This is a genomic window from Rhodococcus sp. RS1C4 (assembly GCF_002258225.1).
GTDB classification, from domain to species: domain Bacteria; phylum Actinomycetota; class Actinomycetes; order Mycobacteriales; family Mycobacteriaceae; genus Rhodococcoides; species Rhodococcoides fascians_E.
Window position 1 is genome coordinate 101,533 of the sequence record NZ_NOXZ01000051.1, and the last position, 13,308, is coordinate 114,840.

Below are 13,308 nucleotides of genomic sequence, written 5' to 3' on the forward strand. Positions count from 1 at the left end.
ACATCCCGTCGACAACCAGAGGGGGCTGTGCGATGAGCACCGACCGAACCGACGCGATCACCCATATCGAGCTGGCCTGCGACGTCTGCGCGCTGGAACCCAGGGACGGGGGAGCGGGACCGCGGGGCGCATGGTGGGCGGTGGCCATGAAAGATTGCTGCGCCGGCGGACAGCTCATGGCCCACCTCGCGTGCGACGAGCACTTCTTCGATCTGATTTCACAGAAGCTGCCCGGCGTATGCACGAGTTGTGGCCACCTGAGCCGGACCCTGTCCGACGTCGTCGATGTCGCATGGACGATAGGAACCGGAACCGACCTGCCCGGCCGGCCGGGACGATGACCCAAGCTGTCGCACTGCTCGGTGGAGGCGTCCGCCGAGCGTGCACTTGCTGCAGCGCTGTCGAATACTTCGGCGGCGCTGCAGGTCGAGTCGGTACCGCCGCCCCCCGCGGGGCCGCAGTACCGACTCTGTATCCGGGACCGCAAGACCCCCTCCGGGTGAGGTCCGATGTCCTCCGCGCGCCGTAGTCGTAACCGCGTCACCCCAGACGGGGGCGCGTTCGACCCCGATCGAGGATCCAGCGGAGAGCTGGAGAAGAAGCAAGGGGTGGTGCTCCCGCACGCATCCTTCGCCGACCGAGCCGCGAATCGCGAGCATGCCCGCGGCCTCGATACCGACATCGAAGGACTGCCCGGTCTGACACGCGCGCGCCGCGACCTCGAACGCGCCTTCCCCCGCAACACCGCCGCGCCGATCACGAACGAACGAAAAAGACGTTCGCTGCCGGCCGCGATCGAACTCCGTCGAAGCCTCAGCGCCCGCCAGCGCAATGCGCGATCAGCCACCAAAAGGACTGTCGAGCAGAGCGTTCCCCGAGCCCAGCACCGTGCGATGAGCACACTGATCGGAGATCCAGAAAATTGGAAACGCACCAACGACGCATTGTCCGATGTCAACGGTGATGCAGTTCGGCTCGACGACGACCAGCGCCGCCACATCCAGAGAGTCGACCGCGCAATCCAGCGATACGAGCGTGAGTCCGGACGTGGACACCTGGTCTACACCGTTGTGAGCTTGCCCCACGCCGTCATCCATCCATCCGAGCTACCCGAGACCCTCTCACCCGGCTCGGTCATAGCTTTCGACCGCTTCACCGGCGCCCGCCACTCGATCCACGAACTCGACGCACACAGCCATCCGACGGACGCCGTATTCGAGATCCAAACAACACGAGGGCTGTACCTCGGAGCATCGGACAAGGGCGACGACACGAGCCACCTCCTCCCACGGGGCACCCGCTACCGAGTCGTCAACTCGCACTTCGTCCCCTACGAGCGACCAGGTCAGAGGGTCAGGGAAAGGCTCGTCGTGCAACTCGAAGACATCGACACGGACTGACCATCAGCGAAAGGAACAAACAGACATGCCCACCGAAAAGGCCTCACCGCCACCACACCGACGAGAACGCCGCGCACCATGGCAATTTCATCCAGACATCATGCCGCGCGCCGACTTTCGCGCCGTCCAAGCCGAAGACCCCCAGACCGGACCCATCGACGGAGCCATCGACACCGGCGAAGAATCGGAATAGAGACGGTCACTTGTCATGGGCCCTGCGCGATCGGATGCTCTCGTCGAGCCACTCCGCACCATGATGACGGCCACAAAACGTGATACGCGCCCAAAACAAACCTCATCGGTTGCTTCTAACGTAGCCAGGGTGGAGCATACGAGTCATGCCTGTCTCTGAACTTCTGCGCCTCGGCAATGCTCGACCAATCGTCCGATGGGGCGACCCTGTCCTGCACACATCGGCTCGACCGGTGACCGACTTCGGTCCTGATCTGCAAAGTCTGCTTGCCGATATGTTCGCGACCAATACTGCTGCGGACGGTGCCGGCCTCGCCGCTCAGCAGGTAGGCATCGACCTTGCGGTGTTCATCTACGATTGCAGTGACGAGACCGGGACACGGCGAACTGGTGTCGTCTGCAATCCGGTAGTCGAACTCGCCGAAGGAAACGATCGACACCTCATCGATTTCGGTGAAGGATGCTTGTCCCTCCCCGGCGCATACACCGACCTCGCACGGCCAGAGTTCTCTATCTGTCGAGGACAGGACCAGTACGGTAACCAGATCGAACTCAACGCAGGCGGCACGCTCGGGCGTTGTTTCCAACACGAAACCGATCACATCAACGGTATCGTTTTCGGCGACCGCCTCTCGAAGCGCAAACGTAAACAGCTCTATCGTGACCACGAGACGGTCTCTGAGCAGTACAGCAACGATTGGCCAACACGATAGATTCTGCTCCGGAAGCAGTGACCGCTCTGCTCCGCCTACCCACCCGGTGACGTCAAGACCTTCACGAAGCCTGACATTCATCTACACGAAACAGTAGGTCGAACCCTCAACGCATCCATGGCTCGCTATTGCACGGCAACGGACCATATGGTCTTGTATCCTGGGCTAGGGAACAGGAGTTCGGGGAACATATGCCTTACGCAATGGCTGCGGCGTCGCTACGGGCCGCGATTCCAGAGGTAGTGACGGCGTACAGAACCACTTTGCTACGCGAGAATAGTCCCCTCGGGATCAATCCGGGGGTGTGGTCACAGTGCCGCCGCCAAGCACTGGCAATCCTCAACGAGTGCGTAGATGCATTAGGCCTTCCCACGTCTTCGACTACTCGGTCGGCGATTCCAGACGAGTACACCCGGTTGCTCGGCTCGCATCGAGCCCTACAGGCAATACCGGCTTCGGAGTCCGTGCGAGCTGTGGAGATTCTGTGGTCATCCCTTGAGCCTGCAATAGAGCTGGCCGCCAAAGAGGCACCCTTGACACACCGACCTGGGGTCTGGAGACGCATCAACGCCGCTTTTCGCCTTGCTGCCGGTGGCCGCCTTCACACGGGCATGCTCAGCTACGAGGAGACCCGAGGCCATTTGAGGGACAGGCAACTTCGAGTGCTTGAGGCCGCGTCAGACGCATCTTTGACCAACCGGGAGCTTGAAGTCTTGGAGGCTGTGGCGTTCGCGATGACCAACCGGCAGATCGCTCGCACTCTGAATATTTCAGAGCTCACAGTCAAGCGGCATCTGTCCAACGCCTATCTGAAACTTGGGGCGTCGTCCCGTATGGACGCGTTGCACAGGCTATTCGGCAGCCGCATCTAGCGGCCCGCAATTTCATACCGCGCGCACCAGGAGGGTGCCGAGCATCGCGAGGTTTGCTGCGTACTGGGTGGCCATGAAAGCGCGGTACCCGCAGCGCCGTGCCTTCAGGTCATAGTCGTTCGCCCGCGCGCATAGCGCCATCACCCAGAGAGCTCCAGCAGTCAACGGCAATGTTCCGAACAGTGCGAGCGGTGCCCATAGCAGTGAGGCGATCGGTGCGCATACTCCAACGACAGTCGTTCCGAATATGGCCAGCCGCCGTGCAGAGCTGAGTCCACGTTGCGCTGCCAGAGTGCGCCTCCCACCAATGGCGTCCCCGTGGGCATCGGATAGGTCCTTCACGACCGCTCCCACCAACGCCATCCATGTTGCCATCGATGCGCAGAAGACTTGTTCCGTACGCCCAAATCCTCCGCCGCCGGCGGCCGCTCCGGCAGCATAACTTGCCCAGCCGAGGCCGAATATCACTACAGAAGAAGACAAACTCCAACGCTTGGCAGCCAGTGGCGGTGCCGAGTACACCCACCCAAGCGTCAGGAAGGCGAAGGTCCAGCACCACATCTCGCGCCCCGCAACTGCAGCCATCAGCAGGGCTGTGATCGCCGTAGCCACGCTGACCCACCGGGCTGTACGGACTGCCAGTTCCCCCCGCGCAATCGGTCGCTGCGACGCGTTTGCCACATCCTCAAGGACGTCAGTCACACCATTGAACAAGTACGTCGATATCACGACGGCCCACCAGGTCAACGCGCCGGCCGCTAATTGTCCGACACCGACAGGCCCTGCAGTCGCTGATACGCCGGCAATTCCAACCGCGAATCGAAGCAGATAGACACCTTGGACCTGCGGTCTGGCCTCCACGAAGCACAACCATGCATTTCTTGCGGGACTCGACGCGCCCCCAGGACGACCTACCTGTGTGCCGTGCTTGACCGACTCACACCGATACGACCACCCATCTGACACAGCCGGAGCCTAGCTGTCGCAGTGCACGAAGGTTTCTGCCCGGACTTGTCTTCGCTAAAACTACATCCAAAGTTGTAGTTTTCTGAGGTATTACCTACTCCCTTCGTGCCACAAAGGGGACCAACGTATTCGCTGCTAGGCAGACTCGACTGGTACCGAAATGCACAGCAGGCGTACTGCAACTCTCCGAGTAAGCGAGGACCATGAGCAATCCGTTCGACGATGAAGACGGCAGCTATTTCGTTCTCACCAACGAGGAGGGGCAGCACTCTCTCTGGCCGGTCTTTATCGACGTCCCGGCCGGTTGGTCAAGAGTGTTCGGCGAGGCCAAGCGGACTGCTTGTCTGGAGTACGTCGACACCCACTGGACCGATTTGCGCCCCAAGTCACTCGCCATTGCTCAGGCCGAAAACCGCAGCCAGACAACTAATGTCGGACCAACTATGCGGCCGGGAACGACCAATTCGGTTGAGGGCATCCCAGCCGATGCCTACCACAACGAAATTAGGTCGTAGCTCGATGGGAGCACAGTCAGGCTCGTCCGTCGCGGACGTTGTTGGGGTCGGTTTTGGACCCTCCAACCTCGCTCTCGCGATAGCTCTTCAAGAGTCCATCCAGCCCGGACCGGTGCCGGCAAAGTTCAGCATGAAGTTCTACGAGCTCCAGCCTCGTTTCGGCTGGCACCGTGGGATGCTCATGGAGGATGCGACCATGCAGGTCTCTTTTCTCAAAGACCTTGCCACCATGCGCAATCCGATGAGTCGGTATACGTTTGTGTCCTACCTCCGAGAGAAAGAGAGAATTGCTGAGTTCATCAACAGCAAAACTCTCTACCCACTGCGGGTGGAGTTTCATGACTACCTGGAGTGGGCAGCTAGCCAATTTCAGTCAAACGTCTCGTACGGGTCCGAGATCAAAGACATCCGACCAGTAGTCGAGAATGGCGTGGTGGAGTACGTCGATGTAGTCGGCCCAGATGACGTTGTTCAGCGGGCGCGGAACATCGTGATCGGAATGGGTTTGACGCCTCGACTTCCCGATGGTGTCAACAGATCTGAGCGGATCTGGCACAGCTCCCAACTGCTGGGCAGAGCAGCCGCAGTTACATACGTCCCTCAAAATTTTGTCGTCGTGGGCTCTGGCCAAAGTGCCGCCGAAGTTGCTGACTACCTTCATCGGACTTTCCCTCGCGCCAATGTGCACACCGTCCTGTCCCGCTACGGCTACAGCGTCGCCGATGACAGCCCGTATGCGAATGGAATTTTCGATCCGGAGGGAGTTGACCGGTTCTTCTCCGCTCCGACCGACGAGAAGCAGAGGCTCCTCGAATACCACGCCAACACCAATTACTCAGTGGTCGATCTCGATATTTCACAGTCGCTGTATCTCAAGAGCTACCAGGAGAAGGTCCTGGGCAAACAGCGGTTACGGATGATCAACACCTCGCGCGTCACATCCGTCGACGAGGACACAGACGGCGTACGGGTCGAGGTCACATCCTCGGCCACCGGTCTGACCCATACCATCGAAGCAGACGTGATCGTCTACGCCACCGGCTACCGGCCAAGTGACCCGGCACCGCTACTCCAGGGCCTGATGCGCGAATGTAAGCACGACGAGCAGGGACGGCTCAGCGTGGGACGCGACTACCGAGTGACGACGTCGGATGCGGTGCGCGCCGGTATCTATGTGCACGGTGCCAGTACCGAACACAGCCATGGACTTTCTGCTGGTCTCCTGTCCAACACTGCAGTCAGATCCGGTGAAATCGCCCAATCCATTCTCAGGAGATGACCATGTACGTCCCCCGGATCTACAAGGCAAGTGATCGGACATGGCTGCGCCGCGTGGTTGCGCAGTACCCTTTTGCGGCTCTGATCTCAAACGGCCCCAAGGCCTCGTACGCCACCCATTTGCCAGTCATCTGTGCTCCCTGCGCCCCTTCAGAGAGCGAGGACTTAGAAGGATCGACACTGTTTGGGCACATGAACCGGGCCAATCCCCACTGGGACTCGCTCGTCGACGGTGCGGATGCCCAACTTATTTTCACCGGGCCTCATGGGTATGTCACCCCAAGTGTCTACCAACGCGATTCTGTAGCACCGACCTGGAACTACGTCTCGGTACATCTCCGAGGAAAGCTGCAACCTGTTGCCGATTTCGAGGAGACGCTCAAGGTCGTTCAATTGACAGTCAGTACGTACGAGCAGAAATTCGGCAGCGGGTGGGAGATGGACAGTTCGCTGGACCACTACCGAAGGATCGGTCCGGCTGTGGGTGCATTCAGTTTTGAGGTGGAATCGGCGGATGGCATGTTCAAGCTCAGCCAGGAGCAGAACCTCGAGACCAGGCGACGGGTGGCGGACCACTTCAGCGCGAACCACGCCGGGCGAGGCAAAGAACTAGCTTCGTTCATGCGGGAGTACAGCCATGGTGACTACAACAACTTCTGATGAGGACATGTCGGACGCACCGACGGAACCCACGGCCCGGGAGCCTTTTGCGCCAAAAGAGCATTCCGTGCCCGCCATTTGTAAACCTTCAATTTCGCACCGGCTCAGCCATTTCGGCCTGGTCTGTTCATCGGTTTACGGATGCAAGCGGAGTTTATAAATTGTGCTACTGCTCTCACGCACCTTGTCCGCCGCCATTCCGACTCGTCGAGCAGGTCAATCGTTCTACCTTCGGAATGAAGTTGGGATTCCGGGGGATTGCTTCCGGACCAAAATCCGGCAAAAGAGCCGACCGGCGAACGTGACCAAGTCGGTGTCATCGCCAGAGAAAGCCAGAAGGTTGGTAATGGATTACGACGTTGTTGTTGTTGGGGCGCGATGTGCCGGCGCTTCGGTGGCACTGCTGTTAGCCAGACAGGGGCGAAGTGTTCTGCTGGTCGATAGGGCCTCCTTTCCGGCGGACACCATGTCCACGTTGTATATCCAGCACCCTGGGGTCGTGAGACTCGCACAGTGGGGGATGCTCGATGATGTTGTGGCCTCCGGTTGTCCGCCTTTGGGCACTATTAGTCACGATGTGGATGGACTGAGTCTGATCGCTGCTACCCCGGCGAAGGACGGTGTTAATGCCGCTTACGCACCACGGCGGTACATACTCGACGATCTACTCATTCGAGCTGCCGTGTCAGCGGGCGCGGAGTTCTCGGATCGGACGTCGGTCCTAGAATTGATTTGGCACGACGAACGCGTCGCCGGAGTTCGCCTCCGGAGTGGAAATTCGACCACATCGGTGTCTGCTCGATTGGTTATTGGGGCCGACGGTATGCGATCAAAGGTCGCGGAACTTGTTCAGGCACCGATCCTCCGATCGGCACCCATAGCAAGCTGCGTGTACTACACCTTCTGGCAAGGCTTGCGAACAGGATTCGGATTCCATGAGCGAGTCGGCCGCTGGATAGCCCGTATTCCAACACATGACGACCTGACAATTGTGGCAGCTTACCTGCCGCAGAGCGAATTCTCGGTCGTTCGGCGGGACCCGCAGAGGGCGTACTTGTCCGCGATCGAATCGACAGCGCCGGATTTATACGAACAAATTATGGCACTCGACCGAGTGGATCGGTGGTGGGGTACGGGGGACCAACGCAACTATTTCCGTAAATCGCACGGTCCGGGCTGGGCATTGACGGGGGATGCGGCTCACCACCTTGACTCGATCAGCGCCCGCGGCATCACCAATGCGCTGATTCAAGCCGACCTGCTCACCGATTCTATTTCCGGGGTGGATGTCGGGAACTCGGTCGCAGTAGATGAGGCGATGGTGCACTTTGCACTGTCGACAGGAGCTGTTCTAGAGGAGCCGTACATGAGTACTCTCGCCCTGGCGAAGCTTCAACCGACGAAGTCCCGGTTGCGCATGCTGCATGCCATTGCCAATTCGCCCGAACTTACATCTCGGTACTTCGGTTTGGTTTCGGGGGCCATCGGGATGCGCGAATTTATGTCGGCCGAGCTCGTCGACTTGTTGTAGCTTGCTGATGAAATATTTCGGGTCTGAATCTAACGCTGAGGGTGGTCACCCGAGTGGTTCGCAAGGAAGTGTTTTGCTGGGCGCTGAAAGGGTTGAGCATTGATCCCGTTGTCTTTTGCGCAGCGTAGGCTGTGGTTTATCCACCAGTTGGAGGGATTGTCGTCAACTTACAATATTCCTCTGGTCTTACGCCTGACTGGTGAGCTCAGTGTTCATTCGCTGGGCAGGGCAATCGGCGATGTCGTGAGTCGACACGAAAGTTTGCGGACTGTTTTCCCCTCCCATGAGGGTGTGCCGGAGCAGCGTGTTCTTGGCTCGGCCGACGCAGACTTCGGCTGGGACGTAGTCGAAGCGTCAGGGTGGTCGACAGACGCGTTGAACGATGCAGTCGCACAGGCAGTGGGATACAAATTCGACCTCAGCTTTGAGATTCCGTTCCGAGCGCAGCTCTTCAGACTATCGGCCGATCAGCATGTATTGGTGCTCCTGATGCATCACATCGCGTCAGACGGCCAGTCCCTCACGCCCCTCGTACGCGACGTCGGGCTGGCGTACAGGGCCCATGTGGGCGTAGAGGTGCCTGCCTGGGTGCCGTTGCCATTGCGATATCGGGATTACACGCTCCGTCAGCGTGAGTCGCTCGGCGACGAGTCCGACCCCGACAGTGCGCTGAGCCGGCACCTCCTTTACTGGAAGAACACGCTAGCCGGATACGAGGGGCGGCTTGAGCTCCCAACCGACCGCCCTTATCCGGTCGTGGCCGACTATCGAGGCAATCGAATCCCCATCGAATGGCCCGTGTCGATGCAAGAGCAGGTGCGACAGTTGGCCCGGGAGCATCGTTCTACCGGCTTCATGGTGATTTCGACGGCGCTGGCGGTGCTGTTGTCCGAACTAAGCGGCACCTCCGATGTCGCTTTCGGTGTTCCAACTACGGGCCGACGTGACGCTGATCTTGCGGAGATGGTCGGTTTCTTCGCCAACACAGTAGTGCTCCGCGTTGATGTGTCTGCCAGTTCGACGTTCCGTCGCCTCTTGCAAAAAGTACGGGACGCGGTTTTGGACGCATTGGCCCACCAGGATGTCCCGTTCGACGCGCTGGTGGATCTCGTCAAACCTGCTCGGTCACAATCGCATCACCCACTGGTCCAGGTCATGCTCGGATGGCAGAACCAGATCTCCACGGAGTTGGACTTGCCGGGGGTGCTGGCAGAGGCGGTACCCACCATTTCTCGACAGGCCCGGATGGACTTGACCTTCAGTCTCCGGGAGCGGTACTCCGAGTTCGGCGAGCCGCAGGGAATCGACGGAGTGGTCGAGTACCGCTCTGATGTCTACGACGCTGCATCGGTCGAGACCATGATCGTCAGGCTTGGGCGAATCATCGCCGAGATGATCGCCGTGATCGACCAGCCAGTCATCTCGATCGACGTACTAGACAGAAACGAACACACTCATCTTGACCGCCTGGGCAATCGTTCTGCGCACTCTCAGACTGCCGCCAGTATATCCATAGCCGAACTGTTTGCAGCACAGGCGAATCGAGCGCCGGAAGCGCACGCCATGGTTTTCGAGGATCAGGTATGGACTTACAGGGAAGTTGACGAGGCCTCCACGCAACTGGCACATCTACTAGCCGTTCGTGGGGTACGCGGAGGAGAAGTTGTTGCTCTCATGCTCCCGCGTTCCAACAAGACAGTAATCGCGATCCTGGCAGTGTTGAAACTGGGCGCAACCTATGTACCCATTGACATCAAGCACCCCGATGAGCGGGTGGCGTTCATCTTGGGCGATGCCGCTCCAGCTGCCCTCGTGACCACTGCCGAACTGACTTGCCGGGTAGACTGTTTTGGTATCGAAGTTGTGGATGTCGACGACGACGCGATTGCCGTGCAGCCGGTTACGGCTCTGCCTGCGCCAGAGGCCGGCCAAGTCGCGTACATCATCTACACCTCCGGTACCACCGGTGTCCCCAAAGGGGTTGCCGTTACCCAGGCGAGCGTCACGCGATTGTTCAGCTCGACGGCTCCGGGGTTCGTGCCGTCCTCAAACCAGGTGTGGTCACTCTTCCACTCCTACGCGTTCGATGTGTCGGTATGGGAGATGTGGGGCGCGCTGCTACACGGTGGCCGACTGGTTGTCGTACCTGGAGAAATTGCCCAGTCCGCCAACGACTTTCATCAACTACTGCGAGACCAGAACGTATCCGTTCTGAGTCAGACACCGTCAGCATTTTATGCTCTGCAGGCAGTCGACATGCGCCGGCCGGGCGAGTCTCGGCTGAGCGGTCTAGAAGCGATTGTCTTCGCAGGCGAAGCTCTCGAACCGTCGAAGTTGCGACCTTGGCTAGATCAGCTGGATTCCTGGCCGCACCTGATCAACATGTACGGCACCACAGAGACCACCGTCCACGCATCGTTCCGGAGGATCGTTTCTTCTGACCTCGACAGCCATGTCAGTCCCGTGGGCGGTCCGCTTGCTGACCTTGCCTTCTTCGTATTGAATACCGGTCTCCGCCGCGTGCCGGTAGGAGTAGTCGGAGAGTTGTATGTGGCAGGTCATGGTGTCGGCCTGGGCTACTTGAAACGCATGGGGCTGACGGCGTCGCGGTTTGTTGCTTCTCCGCTCGGCCCGCCGGGCTCGCGGATGTACCGGACGGGTGACGTAGTGCGGTGGAACCGCGAGGGCGAGCTGGAGTATGTGGGCCGCTCGGACGACCAGGTGAAGATCCGTGGTTTTCGTGTTGAACCGGGTGAGGTCGAGGCTGCTCTTTCCCGTGTCGCGGGGGTGGAGCGCGCCGCGGTCGTGGTGAGGTCTTCGAGTTCGGGCAAGCAGCTGATCGGCTACGTCGTACCTGCGGAGACCGGTCCAAAAGTAAATGGTGCTGTGGTGCGTGGTGATGTGGCCGCGCACCTACCGGAGTACATGGTCCCCACAGTGGTGATGATCGTCGATGACCTACCGCTTACGGTCAACGGCAAGTTAGACAAGCAGGCATTGCCGAATCCAGAGTTCGCAGGCGGATCCTACCGAAATCCGTCGACCTTGGTTGAGGGAATTTTGGCTGAAATCTTTGCGCGTGTGCTGGACCTACCGCGGGTAGGGGTGGACGACTCGTTCTTCGACCTCGGCGGAAATTCGCTATCGGCGATGCGAGTGATCGCGGCCGTGCAGGAGTCGTTTGATTCATCGATCGGCGTGAAGGCGCTCTGGGAAGCCTCAACGGTATCGGGGTTCGCACGGTTGGTGGGTGGATCGCCGGGTGGCGGCGTGGCATGGGTCCCAGTAGCTCGTCCCAAGCGATTGCCGTTGTCGTTCGCTCAGCGTCGGCTGTGGTTCATCCACCAGATGGAAGGGCAGTCGGCGACGTACAACATACCGCTACTGATTCAGATTACCGGTTCTTTGGATGTCTGTGCGCTGCGCGCGGCGATCGCTGATGTTGTGGAGCGGCACGAGAGTCTGCGGACAGTGTTTCCAGCGGTGGCTGGTGTGCCGGAGCAGCGTGTCCTTGCAGCTGAGACTGACTTCGACTGGGACATCATTGACGCCACCACCTGGACGGAACTTCAAATATCCGACGCAGCGCGTGTTCGGGGTCAGCATGCTTTCGACCTAGCCGAAGACCTTCCTTTCCGCGCGGCGCTGTTTGTCGTGTCTGCCACTGACCATCGTCTGGTCGTGGTCATGCACCACATTGCAGTCGACGGGGGGTCACTTCCTCCGCTCCTGCGTGACCTATGGAGCGCCTACGGAGTCCGCGCTGCGGGCGAGTCGCCTTCCTGGTCGCCACTTCCCGTCCAGTACGCCGACTACACGCTTTGGCAACACGCTCTGCTGGGTGACGAAGCGGATTCGCAAAGCGTGCTCGCCGGGCAGTTGAAATTCTGGGAACACGCCCTGAAAGATCTACCCAGCAGGTTGGAGCTTCCCACGGACCGGTCGTACCCGGCGGAGACCGACACGAATGGGGGTCGAGTCGTCGTCGACCTGCCCGCGGATTTCCATGAATTGGCGCAGCGGATCGCGCGGGAACGCAATGCGACGACGTTCATGGTGATGTCGGCGGCGCTTTCGGTGCTGTTGGCGCGTTTGAGCGGGAGCGCGGATGTGGCGTTCGGGGTGCCGACGGCGGGGCGGGGGCGAACCGAGTTTGACGGCATGGTCGGGTTTTTCGTCAACACGCTGGTGTTGCGTACGCGGGTTTCAGCCGAGATGAACTTCGGTGATTTGTTGGAGGAGGTACGGGAGCGGAGCCTGGACGCGTTCGCGAACCAAGATGTGCCGTTCGATGCGCTTGTCGAGCGCCTCAATCCGGTCCGTACGCAGGCTCACCATCCGTTGATCCAAATCCTGTTCGCCTGGCAGAACGACCCGGTCCCCGACATCTCGGTGCCGGGTCTCGACGTGGAGACGGCGTCAGTCGACATCGGAGCCGCTCGAATGGACCTGGCATTCAGCCTGCGCGAGCGGTTCACTGCGGACGGTCAGCCCGATGGGATCAGCGGAATCGTCGAGTACCGCACCGACATCTTCAACGCCGAGACCGTAAAGCGCATGGCGGCTCGGTGGCAGCAGCTATTGATTGCGATGGCGGCGGGCCCGGATCGTCCTTTGGCTTCGTTCGACATCCTGGGTGAGGATGAGCTGACGCAGCTGGACGTACTGGGTAACAGGTCGGCTGTGACGGAGTCCGTTGCTGGCGTGTCGATTCCGGAGTTGTTCGCCGAGCAGGTGAGGGTGCGGCCGGACGTCATAGCGGTGGTGTTCGAGGGTCGGTCGTGGACGTATCAGGAGTTGGACGACACATCGACGCAGTTGGCTCATTTGTTGGCTGGGCGTGGGGTGGGAGTAGAGGACGTTGTTGCACTGTTGCTGCCACGTTCGGAACACACTGTGATAGCCATACTTTCGGTGCTGAAGCTGGGTTCTGCTTACTTGCCGATCGACATCAACACCCCTGACGAGCGCCTGGCATTCGTTCTACAAGACGCTGCGCCGGCCGCGATTTTGACCACGGTGAGCCTCGCTGGTCGCGTCAGTAAGTCCGGGGTCCCACTGATAGATGTCGAGGATCCCAAGGTCGCTGAACAGCCGACGACGACGTTGCCGGTGCCGAATGCTGACCTCCTCGCGTACATCATCTACACCTCAGGAACGACAGGCACACCCAAAGGCGTC

11 protein-coding genes are annotated in these 13,308 nt (G+C 59.9%); 10 read left to right on the forward strand and 1 reads right to left on the reverse strand.

Going from position 1 to position 13,308, the window contains the following annotated elements; genetic code table 11:
* Nucleotides 1-32: 32 nt before the first annotated feature.
* From CH289_RS26670 to CH289_RS28875, 5 genes are all read left to right on the forward strand, one after another.
* Complete coding sequence (locus tag CH289_RS26670) at nt 33-341, forward strand: hypothetical protein (RefSeq protein WP_015586159.1); 309 nt, start codon at nt 33-35, stop codon at nt 339-341.
* 168 nt (nt 342-509) lie between these two features.
* The gene (locus CH289_RS26675) at nt 510-1,400 is read left to right on the forward strand and encodes a hypothetical protein (protein ID WP_015586160.1); all 891 of its coding nucleotides are present in this window, start codon (nt 510-512) and stop codon (nt 1,398-1,400) included.
* Between the two features lie 25 nt (nt 1,401-1,425).
* Nucleotides 1,426-1,593 carry a hypothetical protein gene (locus tag CH289_RS28430; RefSeq protein ID WP_155289036.1) on the forward strand — a complete coding sequence of 56 codons (168 nt, stop codon included), beginning with the start codon at nt 1,426-1,428 and terminating at the stop codon, nt 1,591-1,593.
* 145 nt (nt 1,594-1,738) lie between these two features.
* The gene (gene def / locus CH289_RS26680) at nt 1,739-2,305 is read left to right on the forward strand and encodes a peptide deformylase (RefSeq protein ID WP_015586162.1); all 567 of its coding nucleotides are present in this window, start codon (nt 1,739-1,741) and stop codon (nt 2,303-2,305) included.
* 611 nt (nt 2,306-2,916) lie between these two features.
* Entirely contained in the window at nt 2,917-3,177 is a 261-nt protein-coding gene (locus tag CH289_RS28875; RefSeq protein ID WP_080730074.1) for a helix-turn-helix domain-containing protein, read from the forward strand.
* Nucleotides 3,178-3,189: 12 nt separating this feature from the next.
* On the opposite strand, the gene CH289_RS26690 is transcribed toward CH289_RS28875, so the two are convergent.
* On the reverse strand, nt 3,190-4,143 hold the full coding sequence (locus tag CH289_RS26690; protein WP_080730065.1) for a UbiA family prenyltransferase: 954 nt from the start codon (nt 4,141-4,143) through the stop codon (nt 3,190-3,192).
* Between the two features lie 203 nt (nt 4,144-4,346).
* Between CH289_RS26690 and CH289_RS26695 the strand changes: the two genes are divergently transcribed.
* The 5 genes from CH289_RS26695 to CH289_RS26715 all read left to right on the forward strand — a co-directional run.
* Nucleotides 4,347-4,658 carry an MbtH family protein gene (locus CH289_RS26695; RefSeq protein ID WP_015586165.1) on the forward strand — a complete coding sequence of 104 codons (312 nt, stop codon included), beginning with the start codon at nt 4,347-4,349 and terminating at the stop codon, nt 4,656-4,658.
* 4 nt (nt 4,659-4,662) lie between these two features.
* Nucleotides 4,663-5,937, forward strand: coding sequence for a lysine N(6)-hydroxylase/L-ornithine N(5)-oxygenase family protein (locus CH289_RS26700; protein WP_015586166.1), 1,275 nt, complete (start codon nt 4,663-4,665; stop codon nt 5,935-5,937).
* On the forward strand, nt 5,934-6,596 hold the full coding sequence (locus CH289_RS26705) for an FMN-binding negative transcriptional regulator (RefSeq protein ID WP_218828473.1): 663 nt from the start codon (nt 5,934-5,936) through the stop codon (nt 6,594-6,596). The genes CH289_RS26700 and CH289_RS26705 overlap by 4 nt, the downstream gene beginning before the upstream one ends.
* Nucleotides 6,597-6,942: 346 nt before the next feature.
* A complete protein-coding gene (locus CH289_RS26710; protein ID WP_015586168.1) occupies nt 6,943-8,127 on the forward strand; it encodes an NAD(P)/FAD-dependent oxidoreductase in 1,185 nt (394 codons plus the stop codon).
* Between the two features lie 99 nt (nt 8,128-8,226).
* Nucleotides 8,227-13,308, forward strand: a 5,082-nt coding sequence (locus CH289_RS26715) for a non-ribosomal peptide synthetase (RefSeq protein ID WP_179276879.1), incomplete at its 3' end; no start/stop codon positions are given.